10 protein-coding genes and 1 pseudogene are annotated in these 17,801 nt (G+C 72.2%); all 11 read right to left on the bottom strand.

Annotated features, from left to right (window positions below; all coding sequences use genetic code 11):
• Positions 1–31: 31 nt before the first annotated feature.
• The 11 genes and pseudogenes from ACXJMZ_RS01645 to ACXJMZ_RS01595 all read right to left on the bottom strand — a co-directional run bounded on the left by ACXJMZ_RS01645 (position 32) and on the right by ACXJMZ_RS01595 (position 17,788).
• The gene (locus tag ACXJMZ_RS01645; RefSeq protein WP_457028155.1) at positions 32–1,882 is read right to left on the bottom strand and encodes an acetolactate synthase large subunit; all 1,851 of its coding nucleotides are present in this window, start codon (positions 1,880–1,882) and stop codon (positions 32–34) included.
• A 305-nt stretch (positions 1,883–2,187) separates the two neighbouring features.
• The gene (locus tag ACXJMZ_RS01640; RefSeq protein WP_457028154.1) at positions 2,188–5,115 is read right to left on the bottom strand and encodes a putative bifunctional diguanylate cyclase/phosphodiesterase; all 2,928 of its coding nucleotides are present in this window, start codon (positions 5,113–5,115) and stop codon (positions 2,188–2,190) included.
• Between the two features lie 225 nt (positions 5,116–5,340).
• The gene (locus tag ACXJMZ_RS01635; protein WP_457028153.1) at positions 5,341–8,373 is read right to left on the bottom strand and encodes a helix-turn-helix transcriptional regulator; all 3,033 of its coding nucleotides are present in this window, start codon (positions 8,371–8,373) and stop codon (positions 5,341–5,343) included.
• 106 nt (positions 8,374–8,479) lie between these two features.
• Positions 8,480–8,674 carry a hypothetical protein gene (locus ACXJMZ_RS01630; protein WP_457028152.1) on the bottom strand — a complete coding sequence of 65 codons (195 nt, stop codon included), beginning with the start codon at positions 8,672–8,674 and terminating at the stop codon, positions 8,480–8,482.
• Between the two features lie 100 nt (positions 8,675–8,774).
• A complete protein-coding gene (gene gatB / locus ACXJMZ_RS01625; RefSeq protein ID WP_457028151.1) occupies positions 8,775–10,283 on the bottom strand; it encodes an Asp-tRNA(Asn)/Glu-tRNA(Gln) amidotransferase subunit GatB in 1,509 nt (502 codons plus the stop codon).
• A gap of 32 nt (positions 10,284–10,315) precedes the next feature.
• The gene (locus tag ACXJMZ_RS01620) at positions 10,316–10,576 is read right to left on the bottom strand and encodes a hypothetical protein (RefSeq protein ID WP_457028150.1); all 261 of its coding nucleotides are present in this window, start codon (positions 10,574–10,576) and stop codon (positions 10,316–10,318) included.
• Complete coding sequence (gene gatA / locus ACXJMZ_RS01615; RefSeq protein WP_457028149.1) at positions 10,573–12,066, bottom strand: Asp-tRNA(Asn)/Glu-tRNA(Gln) amidotransferase subunit GatA; 1,494 nt, start codon at positions 12,064–12,066, stop codon at positions 10,573–10,575. The genes ACXJMZ_RS01620 and gatA overlap by 4 nt, the downstream gene beginning before the upstream one ends.
• A gap of 5 nt (positions 12,067–12,071) precedes the next feature.
• A complete protein-coding gene (gene gatC / locus ACXJMZ_RS01610) occupies positions 12,072–12,368 on the bottom strand; it encodes an Asp-tRNA(Asn)/Glu-tRNA(Gln) amidotransferase subunit GatC (RefSeq protein ID WP_057232708.1) in 297 nt (98 codons plus the stop codon).
• A 112-nt stretch (positions 12,369–12,480) separates the two neighbouring features.
• Positions 12,481–14,092 (bottom strand): annotated as a pseudogene (locus tag ACXJMZ_RS01605) (putative bifunctional diguanylate cyclase/phosphodiesterase); the annotation flags it as partial.
• A gap of 367 nt (positions 14,093–14,459) precedes the next feature.
• Positions 14,460–16,748, bottom strand: coding sequence for an NAD-dependent DNA ligase LigA (gene ligA / locus ACXJMZ_RS01600; RefSeq protein ID WP_457028148.1), 2,289 nt, complete (start codon positions 16,746–16,748; stop codon positions 14,460–14,462).
• 29 nt (positions 16,749–16,777) lie between these two features.
• The gene (locus ACXJMZ_RS01595) at positions 16,778–17,788 is read right to left on the bottom strand and encodes a methionine synthase (protein ID WP_457028147.1); all 1,011 of its coding nucleotides are present in this window, start codon (positions 17,786–17,788) and stop codon (positions 16,778–16,780) included.
• Positions 17,789–17,801: the final 13 nt, after the last annotated feature.

Genomic DNA, 17,801 nt, shown 5'->3' with positions numbered 1-17,801 from the left:
TCATGGACTCTCTATCGGAAGGTCAGGGCAGTCAGTCGAGGTCGTCGCCGAAGTCCGGGCGGACGTCCCGGGCGGCGAGGATCTCGTCGTTGCTGGTGCCTGCGGCGACCATCGGCCAGACCATGGCGTCCTGGTGGACGATGAAGTCGATGACCACCGGGCGGTCGTTGATCTCCATCGCCTGCTTGATCACCGCGTCCAGGTCCTCGGGGCGCTCGCAGCGCAGGCCGACGCAGCCCATCGCCTCGGCGAGCAGCACGAAGTCCGGGATCCGGGTGCCCTGCGCCGGCTTGGCGATGCCGTCGTGCTCCGGGCCCGCGTGCAGCACGGTGTTGGAGTAGCGCTGGTTGTAGAACAGGGTCTGCCACTGGCGGACCATGCCCAGCGAACCGTTGTTGATCACCGCGACCTTGATCGGGATGTTGTTCAGCGCACAGGTGACCAGTTCCTGATTGGTCATCTGGAAGCAGCCGTCGCCGTCGATCGCCCAGACCGCGGCGTCCGGCTTGCCCGCCTTGGCGCCCATCGCGGCCGGCACGGCGTAGCCCATGGTGCCCGCGCCGCCGGAATTCAGCCAGGTGGCCGGCTTCTCGTAGTTGATGAACTGTGAGGCCCACATCTGGTGCTGGCCGACGCCCGCCGCGTAGATCGCGTCCGGGCCGACCAGCTGGCCGATCCGCTCGATCACCTGCTGCGGCGACAACTCACCGTTCGGCGCGGGCTCGTAGCCCAGCGGGTAGGTGGTCTTCCACTGGTTGAGCTTGACCCACCAGTCGGCGTAGTCGCCCTTGTGACCGGCGTCGAACTCGGCCTGCACGGCGACGATCAGGTCGGCCAGCACCTCGCGGGCGTCACCGACGATCGGCACGTCGACCGGGCGGTTCTTGCCGATCTCGGCCGGGTCGATGTCCGCGTGCACGACCTTGGCGTACGGGGCGAAGCTGTCCAGCTTGCCGGTCACCCGGTCGTCGAAGCGGGCGCCCAGGGTGAACAGCAGGTCCGCCTTCTGCAGCGCGGTGACGGCCGGGACCGAGCCGTGCATGCCCGGCATGCCCAGGTGCTGCGGGTGGCTGTCCGGGAAGACACCGAGCGCCATCAGGGTGGTGACCACCGGGGCGCCGGTCAGCTCGGCCAGGATCCGCAGCTCGGCGCTGGCCTGCGCCTTGTGCACGCCGCCGCCGACGTAGAGCACCGGGCGCTTGGCGGCGACCAGCATCCTCGCGGCCTCGCGGATCTGCTTGGCGTGCGGCTTGGTCACCGGGCGGTAGCCGGGCAGCGAGGTCTCCACCGGCCAGCGGAAGGTGGTGGTGGCCTGCAGCGCGTCCTTGGCGATGTCGACCAGCACCGGGCCCGGGCGGCCGGTGCTGGCGATGTGGAACGCCTCGGCGATCACCCGGGGGATCTCGGCCGGGTCGGTGACCAGGAAGTTGTGCTTGGTGATCGGCATCGTGATGCCGCAGATGTCCGCCTCCTGGAAGGCGTCGGTGCCGATCGCCTTGGAGGCGACCTGCCCGGTGATCGCCACCATCGCGACGGAGTCCATGTAGGCGTCGGCGATCGGGGTCACCAGGTTGGTCGCGCCCGGGCCCGAGGTGGCCATGCAGACGCCGACCCGACCGGTGGCCTGGGCGTAGCCGGTGGCCGCGTGGCCCGCGCCCTGCTCGTGCCTGACCAGGATGTGACGGACCTTCTGCGAATCCATCAGCGGGTCGTAGGCAGGGAGGATGGCGCCGCCCGGGATACCGAAGACGGTGTCCGCGCCCACTGCCTCAAGGGAGCGGATGAGCGACTGCGCGCCGGTCATCGTCTCCACGACGACGGTGGGCGCAGGAGCGTGGGTGGCCGGGGTGTCCCCGCGGCGGGGGGCGGCGTGCTCGGTCATCTGCCTGTCTCTTCTCGGGTTCTGCCGTCCCCGTCAGGTGAGGGTCCTGGGGTCGGGGGCCGGTCGCCGGTCCTGCCTCCATCGTCCACCCGGACGGTTGAGTACCGGACATCTGGCCGATTCGGCTGGGGTCTTGCATGGTCGGGCGGTTCCAGTGCAACAAAAAACCCCTCGTGCCAAGGGCATGCGAGGGGTGGCGCGTCGGTCTCTTCGTGCGGGGGGTGACCCGCTCAGCCGACGCGCCCGCCAAGTACGAGAATTCGGGTGCGCATGGCTCCGACCTTCCTCCCCGGCGGTGGGGCGTGTCAAGCAGGTGGGACGGCCGTCTCGCTATGCGGACCCCCTCCCGGACCCCAGGACGGACCGGGGGTCGGACGACGTTCTGCCAGGTCGGGGCCGTTCTGATGGTGCACCACCCGGCTGCCGCCCGGCTCCGGACGGCCACCCGATCGGGCGTCCGCCGCCAGATAGGCGCGTCGCGCGGAGAGCCCAGTCGCCTGCTTCGGCAGCGGGTAGACCCGGCGCAGCAGGGCCCGCCGCAGCCGGTGCTCGTCGAGCGGCTGGGCGAAGGCCAGACCCTGCCCCTGACGGCACCCCAGCTCCTGCAGCGCGGTCACCTGCCGGGGCTGGTCCACCCCCTCGGCGCCGGTCACCAGACCGAGGTCGCGGGCCAGCCGGAGGGCGTGCCCGGCCAGGGCGCGGGTCAGCCGGGAGTCGGCCACGTCCTGGACCAGGCTGCGGTCCAGCTTGAGCGCGTCGAACGGGAGCCGGGCCAGCGTGCCGAGCGAGCCGCCGCCCGCGCCGAAGCCCGCCACCGCGGTGGAGACACCGTGCCGGCGGAGCGCGGCGAGCCGGCGGCCGAGCTCGTCGGCGTGCTCGTCCGGGCCCGTCCTGGCCAGCTCGATCACCAGCAGCTCGGCGGGCAGACCGGACTCCCTGAGCACCGCGACCACCGCCTCGTACATGCCCGGCGCGCACAGCCGCTGGGCCGACAGCCGGATCGAGACCGGGACGGGCACCAGCCGCGGACCGGCCCTGAGGGCGGCTGCGGTGACCGTCTCCTGGAGCATCCAGCGGGCGAACCTGGTGGCCGCGTCGCCCTGGTCCGCGGTCCGCAGGAACTCCGCCGGGGTGAGCAACAACCCCTGCGCCGAGCGCCAGCGGGCCTGCGCCTCGACGCCGGTGACGGCGCCGGTGGCCAGATCCACCACGGGCTGGTGCAGCAGCGTGAACGAGCCCTCCTGGACGGCCACCCTGAGCCGCTCCTCCAGCTCCGTCCGGCGGTCCAACTCGACTCGCATCGCCGGGTGGTAGAGCACCACCCGGCCTTTGCCCTCGGACTTCGCCCGGTACATCGCCAGGTCGGCGTTGCGCATCAGCTCGTCCGCCGCGGCCTGCGGGTCGGCGCCGGGATCGGGGTCGCAGCCGGCGAAGGCGATCCCGATACTGGCCGCCACCCCGAGCTCGGCCCCGCCGATCCAGTACGGCTCGGAGAGCGCCGAGCGGAGCCGCTCGGCCAGCTCGTGCACCTGGGCCCGGCCGAGCCGGCCGCGGACCAGCGCGGCGAACTCGTCACCGCCGAACCTCGCCACCGTGTCGCCGGACCGGACCGCGTGCTGCAGCCGGCGGGCCGCCTGCACCAGCAGCTCGTCGCCGACCTGGTGGCCCGCGCTGTCGTTGACCGCCTTGAAGCCGTCCAGGTCGAGGAAGAGCACCGCCACGGTGGCCTCCTCACCGCCCGGGTACTCCCGGTACCCCTCGGTCGGGCTCAGCGAGGTGCGCAGCCGCTGGGTGAAGAGCGCCCGGTTCGGCAGGTCGGTGAGGGGGTCGTGGAACGCGTTGTGCTGCAACTGCGCCTGCAGTATGACCCGTTCGGTGACGTCGCGACTGTTCAGGATCAGCCCGTCCCGGTATCGGTTGACCGTCGACTCGACGTGCAGCCACTCGTCGTTGCCGGAGCGGACCCGGCACTCCACCCGGGCCGAGGGCTCGGCGGCCCCGTCCCGGCGCACCGGCCGGTCGGCCATCAGCCGCCGGACCTCGCGCAGCACCCGGTCGACGTCGTCGGGGTGCACCAGGTTGAGCAGGTTGCCGCCGACCAGCTCCTCCGGGTCCCGGCCGTAGACGCCGATCGAGGCGGGGCTGACGTAGGAGAGCACGCCGCTGCCGCCGGCGATCATGATCACGTCGCTGGAGCCCTGCACCAGGGAGCGGAAGTGCGCCTCCTTCTGGGCGAGTTCCTGGGTCAGCGAGAGGTTGTCGAGCAGTATCACGCCCTGCCGGACGATCAACGCCAGACCGACGGTGCAGGCCGAGGCCACCACCACCCGGTCCAGCGCGTGGCCGCCGAGCGCGTTGTAGAGGATGCCCGCGGTGCAGACCGCCGCCGCGACGTACGGGGTGAGCGCGCTGAAGGTGGAGGAGACCCGGCGGCGGGGGGCGCCGCCGACCGAGGGGTGCTCGCGGCTCGGGCCGAACCGGCCGCGGGAGGCCCAGGGCGCCCAGGCGAGCAGCACGCTGCCGGCGAACCAGCCCGCGTCCAGCAGCTCACCGGAGTGGTAACTGCTGCGCAGGGCGGGCGAGGTGAAGAGCGCGTCGCAGACCACCGTGACGGCCAGGCCGACCATCGCGGTGTGCACGGCGGCCCGGTTGCCGTCCCGGCTCCGGAACCGCAGGCCGACCACCAGGCTGACCAGCAGGATGTCCAGCACGGGGTAGGCCAGGTTGAGCGCCATCCTGAGCGGGTCCTCGCCCTCGCCGGCCGCGACCCGGCCGAGCGCCAGGCTCCAGCTGAGGGTGAACAGCGACCCGGCCACCAACCAGCCGTCCAGCACCAGGCAGAGCCAGCCGGCCGCCGTCCGGGGCCGCTGGGCCAGCACGGTCAGACCGATGATGGCGAGCGGGGCGAACAGCAGGAAGGCGTAATCGGCGGGCGAACCCTCCGGCAGCGTGGTGCCGAGCACCACCTCGTACCAGCCCCAGGTGCCGTTGCCGATCGCCACCATCGAGGAGGACAGACCGAACAGCAGCCAGGCGGGCCGGGCCGGGCCACCGGCCGCGCAGGCGTGCAGCAGACAGGAGAGGGCGGCCGCCAGTGCGGCCCCGGCCAGCCCGAAGTCACCCATGAACAGCGCGAGTTCCGGCGATCCCCAGCCGACGGCGGCGCCCAGGGCGTACCCGAGGCAGAGCAGCACAAGCAGCAGGCCGGGGAGGCGGCTCGGGTGAAAGTTCACTCGACCTCTCCCCCACGCCTTGCCGGTGTTCCCGCTCCGGACCTTACACCACTTCCGTCACTCAATGACACGCACACTCAACTTAGAGTAATGGGGCCCGGGTGACGTTGTGCCCCACTCTTGACGGGATCGCCCCGGTTGGCCGCAGCGCACGACGGGGGCGCACGGTCTCCGGCCGGACCGCCCCGGGCAGCGAACGGCAGTTGACGCCCGGTCAGGCGTCGGTCAGGCGCCGAGCAGGTGCAGCCGGTGCGCCAGGGCGGCCGCCTCGCCCCGGCTGCCGACCGAGAGCTTGGCCAGGATGTTGGAGACGTGCACGCTGGCGGTCTTCGGGGAGATGTAGAGCTCCTCGGCGATCTGCCGGTTGGTCCGCCCCTGGGCCAGCCGGTGCAGCACGTCCCGCTCGCGCGGGGTGAGGCCGAACTGGTCGCCGGGCCCGGCCGGCTGGGCGGGTCGGGCCACCGCCACCGGACGGGCGGCCAGCGAGAGCCCGGCCCTGGCGGTCAACTGGCCGATGTCCTGCCGCAGGTACAGACCGGCGGTGGTCAACGCCTCGACCTCCCGGAGCGGCTCGACCGCGGCCTCCCGGCGGCCGGCCGTCAGCAGCGACTCGGCCAGCCGGTAGAGCGCCTGCCCGAGCGGGCAGCCGAGACCGGTGTCACGCAGCAACTCCACCACGGCGGCCCACTGCTCGGGGGTGTCCGCCCCCTCCGCGCGGGCCAGCTCGGCCGCCAGCAGTGCGGCCCAGCCGTGGTGCAGCGCCGTCCGGGGCTGCACCTGCTCGGCCAGCTCGGCGATCCGCCGCAGCACCACCGGACGCCCGAGGTCGGCCGCCGCCGCCCCCCGCGAGTCGGCCTCCCCGGACGCGCCCTCCACCAGCACCGGCAGCAGCCCGTACAGACGGCCGTCCGCGACGCCCTGCCCGGCCGGACGTTCGGCCAGCCGGTCGAGTACGGCGAGCAGTTCGGCCCTGGCCTGCAGGGGCCGCCCGGCCCGGGTCTCGATCCGCATCGCCAGCCGGGCCAGCGGCAGGTCGTGCTGGGTCTGCCTGACCGGCAGCCCGGCCACCCTGGCCCGCTCCAGGTACTCTTCGGCGGTCGCCAGATCGCCCTGGTCCAGGGCGAGTTCGGCCCGCAGCCGACTGAGGAACGCATGGTCGTTGCTGCTCGCCGGGTCGCCTTCCCACTCGGCCAGCAGCTGCTCGGCCTCGACCGGGCGGCCGAGCACCAGCAGGGTTTCGACCAGGTTCCCGGTCAGCAGGGCGCCGATGTTGCCGAGCAGCCCGTTGCCCTTGGCGGCCGCCAGGCCCTCGCGGGCGAACGCCTCGGCCTCGGCCGCCCGGCCCAGGCCGAGCAGCAGGCTGGACAGGTTGTTCAGTCCCCGGCAGAGCACGTCCACCGAGCCGGTGTGCCGGACCTGCTCGACCGCGTCGGCGAGCAGGGCGAGCCCGGCCGCCGGCTCACCGAAGTAGACGGACAGGGTGCCCATGGTCATCCGGGCGTGCTGCTCGACCGCGTGGGCACCGACCTCGCGGGCGATCGCGGCGGCCCGCTCGGCCAGCTCCCGGTCGGCCTCGACCGGGTCGCCGAGCATCCCGTGCCCGGCTGCCAGGGCGAACACCTCGGCCTGCACCGGGGACGGCGGCAGCCCGGCCACCAGCCACTGGGCCCGCTCGATCTCCTCGTCGCTGCCGCTGCGCTGGAGGTGACGGAACATCAGCGCGCGCTGGATCCGGAACCAGGCGGCGCGCTCCGGCTCGGTCTCCTCGTCCAGCAGTTTGAAGGCCCGCTTGGCCAGACTGAGACCCCGGTCGCGGTCGCCCGCCCGGCGGGCCGCGAGCACTGCCTCGGCCAGCACGTCGACCAGGTGCAGCAGCCGGCAGGCGCCGTCGGCGTGGCCGCACGGCGGATACGTACCGGCCCAGTCGGCGGGCCGTAGGTTCTCCTGCCGCACCTCCTCCGAGACCTCGTCCCAGAGCTCCAACGCGCGCTCCAGCATGCCGAGTTGCTCGGCGAAGGCGTTCCGCCGCCGGGCCGACCTGGCGGCCTCCAGTGCCGTCGGCAGGGCCCGGCCGGGGTCGTGCGCGTGGTACCAGTAGTTCGCCAGCCGGGCCGCCCGGCCGTTGCCGCAGACCAGTGAACCGTCCTGCTCCAGCGCGGTGGCGAACCTGCGGTTGATCCGGTACCGCTCACCGGGCAGCAGGTCGTCCGAGATCGCCTCGCGGACCAGCGCGTGCCGGAACCGGTAGCCGTCGCCGTCGCTGTCCGGGCGCAGCACGTTGACGCCGACCGCGTTCCGCAGCGCGTCGATCAGGACGTCCTCGCCCTCGTCCAGCACCGCCTCCAGCAGGGCGTGCTCGACCAGCGAGCCACCCTCGGCGGCGATTCTGAGGACCCGTTGGGTCTCGTCCGGCAGGGCCTCGACCCGGACCAGCAGCAGATCGCGGAGCGAGTCGGTGAGCCCGGTGTCGCAGCCGTCCTGGTGGGCGGTGGCCAACTCCTCGACGAAGAACGGGTTGCCCTCGGAGCGGCGGTGGATCCGGTCCACCAGCTGCCGGTCGGTGGCCTTGGTGCCCAGGATGCCGGCCAGCTGGGCGGCCACCTCGCGCCGGCCGAACCGGCACAGCTCGACCCGGTGCACGGTGCGCAGCCGGTCCAGCTCGGCCAGGAACGGGCGCAGCGGGTGCCTGCGGTGCAGGTCGTCGGAGCGGTAGGTGGCGACGATCAGCACCCGGGCCCGGTGCAGGGTACGGATCAGGTAGGCGAGCAGCTCTCGGGTGGACCGGTCGGACCAGTGCAGGTCCTCGATGGCCAGCACGATCGTCCGGTCTGCGGAGAGCCGCTCGAACAGTCGGGCGGTGTGCTCGAACAGCCGGGCCCGGCCGAACTCGTCGTTGGGCTCGGCGTCATCGGCGCCGAAGTCCGGCAGCAGCCGGGTGAGATGACCCTCCATGCCCTGGGCCGCCTGCTCCAGCTCGGCCCCCAGGCTCCGGTGCAGGCGGCGCAGCGCGGTGGCCAGCGGTGCGTACGGCAGACCCTCGGCGCCGACCTCCAGGCAGCCGCCCAGCGTGGTGACCACGTTGGGGCCGCAGGCGGCGGTCAGGAACTCCTCGATCAGCCTGCTCTTGCCCACCCCGGCCTCGCCGCCGACCAGCACGGCCTGCGGCTGGCCGGCCATCGCCCGGCGCAGCGCGGCGTCCAGGGTGCCGATCTCGGTGCCGCGTCCGACGAAGACCGGGCTCACCGATATCTGCTCCATGGCGCTGAGCATGCCACAGGCCGCCGACACCGTCCGAGCGGATATCTCGCTGATCGGACGGGCGGCGGCCGGGCTGTGAGGGTCTGTCAGCATTCGTACCCTCAGCTCAGCACTGGTTGAGCTGAGGGCGCGGATTCAGTGCCCGTACCCGGCGGTTTTGCAGCGCTCTCCGCAGGCCGCTGCGCAGGCTCGGGCGGCCCTCGCGGTCGGCCGCGTCCAGCGCCTCCCGGACCAGTGCGTCGTGCCTGGCCAGCCGCTGCAGCTCCTGCGAGCGGGCCTGGATCAGCTCGTACTCCAACATGGTGGTGACCCCTTCTCGGCGGACCGTCCCGGCCTCGGTCGGCCGGCTCCGTAGGTACGGAGCGGGCGGTCGTAGGACACCTCTGACGGTCTAGGTATGCCTAGGCCTCGACACCCAGCCTGGCCAGGATCAGATCCTTGACCTTCGCCGCGTCGGCCTGACCGCGGGTGGTCTTCATGACCGCCCCGACCAGCGCGCCGACCGCGGCGATCTTGCCGTCCCGGATCTTGTCGGCGATCGCGCCGTTCTCGGCGATCGCCTGGTCGACCGCCGCGCCGAGCGCGGAGTCGTCCGAGACCACGGCCAGGCCGCGGGCCTCGATGACCGCGTCCGGCTCGCCCTCGCCGGCCAGCACGGCCGCGATGACCTGCTTGGCCAGCTTGTCGTTGAGCTTGCCCTCCGCGACCAGCGCGGCGATCCGGGCGACCTGGGCCGGCGTGATCGGCTGCTCGCTCAGCTCGGTACCGGTCTCGTTGGCGTTGCGCGCCACCTCGCCCATCCACCACTTCCGGGCCTGCTCGGCGCTGGTGCCGGCCGCGATGGTGTCCAGGATCGGCTGGACCGCACCGGCGTTGAGCACCGACTGCATGTCCTTGTCCGAGAGGCCCCACTCGCCCTGCAGCCGGGCCCGGCGGACCCGGGGCAGCTCGGGCAGACCGGCCCGCAGCTCCTCGACCCAGTCGCGCGCGGGCGCGATCGGGACCAGGTCGGGCTCCGGGAAGTACCGGTAGTCCTCGGCGTTGTCCTTGATCCGGCCGGCCGTGGTGGAGCCGTCCTCCTCGTGGAAGTGCCGGGTCTCCTGGATGATCGTGCCGCCCTCGTCGAGCACCGTGGCGTGCCGGCGGATCTCGAACCGGGCCGCCCGCTCCACGCTGCGCAGCGAGTTGACGTTCTTGGTCTCCGAGCGGGTGCCGAACTTCTCCCGGCCGTGCGGACGCAGCGACAGGTTCACGTCGCAGCGCATCTGGCCCTTGTCCATCCGGGCCTCGGAGACGTCCAGCGCCTTGATCAGCTCACGCAGCTCGGCCACGTACGCCTTCGCCACCTCCGGAGCCCGCTCGCCCGCGCCCTCGATCGGCTTGGTGACGATCTCGATCAGCGGGATGCCGGCCCGGTTGTAGTCCAGCAGCGAGTGCGAGGCGCCGTGGATCCGGCCGGTCGCGCCACCGATGTGCGAGGACTTGCCGGTGTCCTCCTCCATGTGGGCGCGCTCGATCTCCACCCGGAAGGTCGAGCCGTCCTCCAACTGCACGTCGAGGTAGCCGTTGAAGGCGATCGGCTCGTCGTACTGCGAGGTCTGGAAGTTCTTCGGCATGTCCGGGTAGAAGTAGTTCTTCCGGGCGAACCGGCACCACTCGGCGATCTCGCAGTTCAGCGCGAGGCCGATCTTGATCGCCGACTCCACCCCGATCGCGTTGACCACCGGCAGCGAGCCCGGCAGGCCGAGGCAGGTCGGGCAGGTCTGCGAGTTGGGCTCGGCGCCCAGCTCGGTCGAGCAGCCGCAGAACATCTTGGTCTTGGTACCCAGCTCGACATGGACCTCAAGGCCCATCACCGGGTCGTACGAGGCAAGTGCGTCCTCGTACGAGACCAGGCTAATGACGCTCACAGCGTCCCCTTCAGTTGAGTCTTGGAGGTCCGTCAGCCCAGCAGCACGTCGTCGTCCCCGAGCCGCTTGAGCTCACGGACGAGGAGTGCAGTGCCGGTGATCAGCGCGGCAGCGCCGACCAGGGCGTTGATCAGCTTGAGGGTGTCGTTCTCGCCGCGGGCCTTCTTGACGTCCTTGACGATCGAGACCGCGCCGAAGGCGCTGGTGCCGATGGACAGCCACAGACCGGGCTTCGAGTGCTTCCACCCCTTGATGGACGACGTTTGGGCTTTGGCCTTCTCGATGCTGCTCACAGTGCCGGTGCCTCCTCGAGCAGGGGGTGTCCCCACTTGTCGTTGAGTGCGGCCTCGACGGCGCCGCCCACGCGGTACAGGCGGTCGTCCGCCATCGCGGGGGCGATGATCTGCAGGCCGACCGGGAGATTGTCCTCCGGCGCGAGCCCGCAGGGCAGCGACATGGCCGCGTTGCCCGCGAGGTTCGACGGAATCGTGCACAGGTCGGCCAGGTACATCGCCATCGGGTCGTCGGCGCGCTCGCCGATCGGGAAGGCGGTGGTCGGGGTGGTCGGCGAGATCAGCACGTCGACACCGGCGAAGGCGGCGTCGAAGTCGCGCGAGATCAGGGTGCGGACCTTCTGGGCCGAGCCGTAGTAGGCGTCGTAGTAGCCCGAGGAGAGGGCGTAGGTGCCGAGGATGATCCGGCGCTTGACCTCGGCGCCGAAGCCCGCCTCACGGGTGAGGGCGGTGACGTCCTCGGCCGAGCGGGTGCCGTCGTCGCCGACCCGCAGGCCGTACCGCATCGCGTCGAAGCGGGCCAGGTTGGAGCTGGCCTCGCTGGGCGCGATCAGGTAGTAGGCGGGCAGGGCCAGGGTGAAGGACGGGCAGGAAACCTCGACGATCTCGGCGCCGAGCTCACGGAGCAGCTCCACCGACTCGTTGAAGCGCTGCATCACGCCGGCCTGGTAGCCCTCGCCGGCGAACTCCTTGACCACGCCGATCCGCATGCCGCGGACCTCGCCGCGCTTGGCGGCCTCGACCACGGCCGGGACCGGCGCGTTGATCGAGGTGGAGTCCAGCGGGTCGTAGCCGGCGATCGCCTCGTGCAGCAGCGCGGTGTCCAGCACCGTACGGGCGCACGGACCGCCCTGGTCCAGCGAGGAGGAGAACGCGATCAGGCCGTAGCGGGAGACCGCACCGTAGGTCGGCTTCACGCCCACCGTGCCGGTGACGGCGCCGGGCTGACGGATCGAACCACCGGTGTCGGTGCCGATCGCCAGCGGGGCCTGGTACGCGGCCAGCGCCGCCGCCGAGCCACCGCCGGAGCCGCCGGGGATCCGGGACAGGTCCCAGGGGTTGCCGGTCGGGCCGTAGGCCGAGTTCTCGGTGGAGGAGCCCATCGCGAACTCGTCCATGTTGGTCTTGCCGAGGATGACCACGCCCGCGTCCTTCAGACGGGTCGTCAGGGTGGCGTCGTACGGCGGGACCCAGCCTTCGAGGATCTTGGAGCCGCAGGTGGTGGGGACGCCCTTGGTGGTGAAGACGTCCTTGAGCGCGAGCGGGACGCCGGCCAGCGGGCCGAGCTTCTCCCCCTTGGCGCGCTTCTCGTCCACCGCGCGGGCGGCGCTCAGCGCACCCTCGGTGTCCACGTGCAGGAAGGCGTTGACCTTCTTGTCGACGGCGTCGATCCGGGCCAGGTGCGCCTGGGCGACCTCGACGGCGGAGACCTCGCCGGAGGCGATGGCGGCGGCCGTGTCGGCGGCCGTCCGCTTGATCAGTTCGGTCATGGTGATCAGCCCTCCCCGAGGATCTGCGGCACGCGGAAACGCTGCTCCTCGACGGCGGGGGCGCCGGACAGCGCCTGCTCGGGAGTGAGCGACGGTCGCACCACGTCGGCGCGCATGACGTTGGTCAGCGGCAGCGGGTGGGAGGTCGGCGGGACGTCCTGTCCGGCGACCTCGGAAACGCGGGCGACCGCGCCGATGATCACGTCGAGCTGCTCGGCGAAGTGGTCCAGCTCTTCGGCCTGCAGCTCCAGACGCGACAGCCGGGCGAGGTGGGCGACCTCCTCGCGCGTGATGCCAGGCATGCAGCGATCCTCAAGGTGAGTTCTGGTCGGTCGGGCGGATGGTGACGTGCCCGTCCTCTGTCTGTGGAGCCCATCCTAGGGGGAGCACGGCGGACGCCCGTCCCGACATATGTCAGGACGGGCGTCGGGACAGGGCTCGGGCCGGGCTACTGCGGGGTGGTCGGGGCCGCGACCGGCGGCAGGGCCGGCGGCGGGGCGAGCAGCTCGACCGCCGGAGCGCCGGTGCGGTGCACCATCAGCCAGGCGGTGGCCTGGTCGGCCGGGAGGGCGGCGGAGACCAGCCAGCCCTGCACCGCGTCCACGCCCATGCTGTGCAGCTTCTCCCAGGTCTCGTCGTCCTCGACGCCCTCGGCGACCACGGTCAGGCCGAGCGAGTGGGCCAGCTCGACCGAGCAGCGGACCACCGCCGCGTCGTGGTCGTCGGCCACCATCCGGGAGACGAAGGACCGGTCGATCTTCAGCTCGCCGACCGGCAGCGAACGCAGCCGCACCAGCGAGGAGTGGCCGGTGCCGAAGTCGTCCAGCGACATGCCGACGCCGTATCGCCGCAGCTCGGCCAGGGTGTCGGCAGCCAGCCGGGAGTCGTCCAGCAGCAGCCGCTCGGTGATCTCCAGCTGCAGTGCGGCGGCGGGCACGTGATGCCGGGTCAGGTGCCCGGCCACCCGGTCGGCGAAGCCGGGGTTGAGCACGTCCCGGGGCGAGACGTTGACCGCGACCTGGACCTCCAGGCCCTGGGCGCGCCAGATCGCCAGCTGGCCGACCGCCGTCTCCAGCACGTAGTCGGTCAGCCGGGGCATCAGGCCGCTGGACTCGGCCAGACCGATGAACTCGTCCGGGGGCACCCGCCCCTGGCCCGGCCGCTCCCAGCGGAGCAGCGCCTCCAGACCGACCACCCGCCCGTCGAAGGCGACCTTCGGCTGGTAGTGCAGCTGCACCTCGCTGGTCTCCAGCGCCCGGCGCAGGTCACCCAGCAGGCCGATCCGGTACGGCGTGTCGAGGTCCCGGGTCTCGTCGTACTGCTCCACCCCGGTCCGGCGGCGCTGGGCGTGCGCCATCGCCACGTCGGCCCGGCGGAGCAGTGCCTCGGCGTCCTGGGCGTGCGCCGGGTAGACGCAGACCCCGGCGCTGGCCTCCAGCACCAGCAGCAGCCCGTCCAGCCGGATCGGCGCGGCGAGTTCGGCGATCAGCGCCCTGGCGACCCGCTCCAGGGTGTCCGGACGGCCGACCCCGGGCAGCAGGACGGCGAACTCGTCGCCGCCCATCCGGGCCACCACCGGGCGCAGGCTCTGCTGGACCGGCGGCGGCAGGCTGGAGAACACGTCGTCCGGGTCGTCCCGGCCGGGGTTGTGAGTGCCCGAGCGCAGCGCCCGGTGCAGCCGGCGGGCGATGTGCACCAGCAGCCGGTCCCCTGCGGTGTGGCCGAGCGCGTCGTTGAGCGACCTGAACCTGTCCAGGTCGAGCAGGATCAGACCGACGTTCCAGTCCTGGTCGTCGCCGTGCTCGGCGATCGCCTCCTGGGCGGCCAGCAGCAGGGCATGACGGTTCGGCAGGTCGGTCAGCGGGTCCGTGAGCTGGTCCCGTGCCCGGTCCCGGGCGATCCGCCAGGCGGCCACCAGCACCGCCAGCGGCACCGCGAACAGCGGTAACAGCTCGGGCTCGTGCCGGTAGACCAGGACGGCGAGCGGGATGAGCGGCGCCGCACCGGCCAACAGCACGCCGAGCAGCAGGACCGCACCTGCCACCCCCTGCGGCGGGCGTGTGGGTGCGCCGCCGGTCGTACGATCCATAAGCCCTGTCCTCCGTCGGGCCCGCCCCGTTCAGGCCGCCTTTCGGTGCGACACCCGGAGAGCCGGCAGGCGTCAGCGGGCGAGGCGTCCCCCAGTGGTACCGGCTGCAACCCCGGTGCCGACCGCCCCTGCTGACACAGTGTCGCCCTAAGGGTAAGCCGGTGTCCGACCGGTAAGGCGGACTTTCGGACAACCCTGGACACGCCACCGCCGGAACATCCCTTGGGGATGCCGCACACTGACAGAATGCCCGGTTTCTTTCGGACAGACCCCGCTGACGAGGCATCAGGAAGATAACGGCGCCTCAGCCTTCGGCCGGGGCCTCCGTGACCTCCTCGGCCGGGCTCTCCTCGGCCGGCTCGATCCCCAGGTGGGCCCGGGCCGCCTCCGGCCCCTGCGCCAGCAGGACGGCGAACCCGGCGTCGTCCAGCACCGCGAGCCCGAGCTGTACCGCCTTGTCGTACTTCGACCCGGGGTTGTCACCGGCCACCACGAAGTCGGTCTTCTTCGAGACCGAGCCGGTCACCTTGGCCCCGCGCGAGGTCAGCGCCTCCTTGGCACCGTCCCTGGTGTGCCCGGCCAGCGTGCCGGTGACCACCACGGTGAGCCCCTCCAGCGGGCGGGGGCCCTCGTCCTGGGCGCTCTCCTCGACGAAGCGGACGCCGGCGGCGCGCCACTTCGCCAGGATCTCGCGGTGCCACTCCTCCTCGTACCACTCCTTGATCGCCTTGGCGATGACCGGGCCGACCCCCTCGGCGGCGGCCAGCTCCTCCTCGGTCGCGGCGAAGATCCGGTCCAGGTCACGGAACTCCCTGGCCAGCGCCTGAGCGGCGACCGGGCCGACGTGACGGATCGACAGACCGTTCAGGAAGCGCCAGAGCGGCCGGTCCCTGGCCTTGTCCAGATTCTCCAGCAGCACCGTGGCCGATTTCTTCGGCTCGCCCTTGAGATTGGCGAAGAAGGAGACCTCCTTCTCCTTGCCGGTCCTGTCGTCCAGCTTGGGCATGCCGGTCTTCGGCTCCAGCACCCGGACCCTGATCGGCAGCAGCTGATCGATGGTCAGCCCGAAGATGTCCCCCTCGTTGCCGACCGGGGGCTGCTTGGGTTCCAGCGGCTGGGTCAGCGCGGTGGCGGCGACGTACCCGAGCCCCTCGATGTCCAGCGACTCACGGCCGCCGAGGTAGGCGATCCGCTCCCGGATCTGGGCCGGGCAGCCCTGGGCGTTCGGGCAGCGCAGGTCGATGTCTCCCTCGCTCATCGGGCGCAGCCCGGAGCCGCACTCGGGGCAGTGTGTCGGCATCTCGAAGGGCTGCTCGGAGCCGTCCCGCAGGTCCTCGACCGGACCGAGGATCTCCGGGATCACGTCCCCGGCCTTGCGCAGCACGATGGTGTCGCCGATCAGCACGCCCTTGGCCTTGACGATCTCCTGGTTGTGCAGGGTGGCGTACTGCACCATCGAGCCCGCGACCTTGACCGGCTCGGCCAGCACCGCGTACGGGGTGGCCCGGCCGGTGCGGCCGATGCCGACCTCGATCTTGGCGAGCCGGCCGTTGACCTCCTCCGGCGGGTACTTCCAGGCGATCGCCCAGCGCGGCGACTTGGAGGTGGCGCCGAGCCGGCCCTGCAGCGGGATCTCGTCCACCTTGACGACCACGCCGTCGATCTCGTGCTCGACCGAGTGCCGCTGCTCGCCGAACTGCGCGATGAAGGCGCGCACCTCGTCCAGCGTGCCCACCACCCGGTTGTGCCGGGCGGTGGGCAGGCCCCAGTCGTGCAGCAGCTGGTAGGCGTGCGACTGGCAGTCGATGTCGAAGCCCTCGCGGGCGCCGATGCCGTGCACCACCATGTGCAGCGGGCGGGAGGCGGTGACCAGCGGGTCCTTCTGGCGGAGTGAACCGGCCGCCGCGTTCCGGGGGTTGGCGAACAGCCTGAGCAGGGCGCCGGGGCGCTTGCCCTCCAGCTCGCGCTGCTCGTTGACCGCCTGGCGGCGCTCGTTCTCCGCCGCCAGCGAGGCGTTCAGTTCGGCGAACGCCTCGGTCGGCAGGTAGACCTCGCCGCGGATCTCCACCAGGGCGGGGAGGTGATCCCCCTTCAGCTGGTGCGGGATCTCCTTGATGGTGCGGACGTTGGCGGTGATGTCTTCGCCGACCCGGCCGGTGCCCCGGGTGGCGGCCTGCACCAGCCGGCCGTGCTCGTAGGTGAGGTTGACCGCCAGGCCGTCCACCTTGAGCTCGCACAGGTAGTGGTACTCCAGGCCGTCCAGCTCGCGAGCCACCCGGTCGGCCCAGGCGGCCAGCTCCTCGTCGTCCATCGCGTTGTCCAGGCTGAGCAGCCGCTCGCGGTGCTCCACCTCGGCGAACTGCTCGGTGGGCGCGCCGCCGACCTTCTGGGTCGGCGAGTCGGGCGTGACCAGCACCGGGTGCTCGGCCTCGATCGCCTCCAACTCCCGCATCAGGCGGTCGAACTCGGCGTCCGTGACGGTCGGCGCGTCCTGCTCGTAGTACCGGACCCGGTGCTCCTCGACCTCGGCCGCCAGCTCCGCGTGCTGCTTGCGCACCTCCGCCGGAACGTCCTCCCAGCCCTCGACCGCCACCGCGTCCTCCAGTGAAAAATCGGCGCGGTCTACTCCGGGTTGTCCACCAGGCTCTGCGCCGCCCTCGCGCTGAGTGACAGCGCCGTCCGCGCGTACGCGGGCGAAGCCCCCGCCAACCCGCAGGTCGGTGTCACCAGCACCCGGCGGCCCAACAGCTCCGGGGACAGCCCCAACCTGCGCCACAACGTCCTGACCCCCTGGACACTACCGGCCGGGTCTGTCATTCCCTGGTCGGTGGAGGGCACCACACCGGCGAGGATCATCGTGCCGGCCTCGACCGCTTCACCCAGGTCCTGGTCATCACGCTCCGTCAGCAGGCCGAAGTCCAGCGAAATCCCGGCCGCCCCGGCCCGGCGGAGCAGCGGGATCGGCACACCCGGCGCGCAACTGTGCACCAGCACGGGGGCGTCCAGCGCCGAGATGACGCCCCGCAGCAGCTCCTCGGCGACCTGCCGGTCCACCGACCGCAGCCGTTGGAAGCCGCTGGCCGTCTTCACGTCACCGGCCAGCACGGCGGGCAGCGAGGGCTCGTCCAGCTGAAGCACCACCTGCGCGCCGGGGATCCGCCGCCGGACGTCCTCGAGGTGCCGGCGCAGCCCCTCGGTGAGCGACTCGGCGATCCCCCGGCAGGCGCCCCGGTCGCGCAACGCCTTCTCGCCGTTGCGCAGTTCGATCGAGGCGGCCAGCGTCCACGGCCCGACCGCCTGCACCTTCAGTGCACCCCGGTACCCCTGGGTGTGCTCCTCCAGCGCGTCCAGGTCCTCGCCCAGCCAGGAGTGCGCCCGCTTGGTGTCCCGCCCCGGCCGGTCGGCGAACCGCCACCCGCTCGGCTCGGTCTGCGCGAACAGCTCGACCAGCAGGCCGGCCCCGCGCCCGATCATGTCCGCGCCGGGCCCCCGCGCGGGCAGTTCGGGGAGGTGCGGCAGCAACTCCAACGCGCCGACGGCGGTCTTCGCCGCCTCCCGTGCGTCCGTACCCGGCAGCGAACCGATCCCGGTCGCGGCGCCGACCAGCTCGGGGAAACCCAGTTGAGTGCTCACCCGGCGACCTTAT

This window comes from Kitasatospora sp. P5_F3 (assembly GCF_054049135.1).
This window is presented reverse-complemented; position numbering and strand designations above follow the sequence as displayed.

What these genes read in the sequence shown, in the direction of transcription:
- ACXJMZ_RS01645 (WP_457028155.1), bottom strand. Translation starts at nt 1,882, where the DNA reads ATGACCGAGCACGCCGCCCCCCGCCGCGGGGACACCCCGGCCACCCAC.
- ACXJMZ_RS01635 (WP_457028153.1), bottom strand. Translation starts at nt 8,373, where the DNA reads ATGGAGCAGATATCGGTGAGCCCGGTCTTCGTCGGACGCGGCACCGAG.
- ACXJMZ_RS01630 (WP_457028152.1), bottom strand. Translation starts at nt 8,674, where the DNA reads ATGTTGGAGTACGAGCTGATCCAGGCCCGCTCGCAGGAGCTGCAGCGG.
- gatA (WP_457028149.1), bottom strand. Translation starts at nt 12,066, where the DNA reads ATGACCGAACTGATCAAGCGGACGGCCGCCGACACGGCCGCCGCCATC.
- gatC (WP_057232708.1), bottom strand. Translation starts at nt 12,368, where the DNA reads ATGCCTGGCATCACGCGCGAGGAGGTCGCCCACCTCGCCCGGCTGTCG.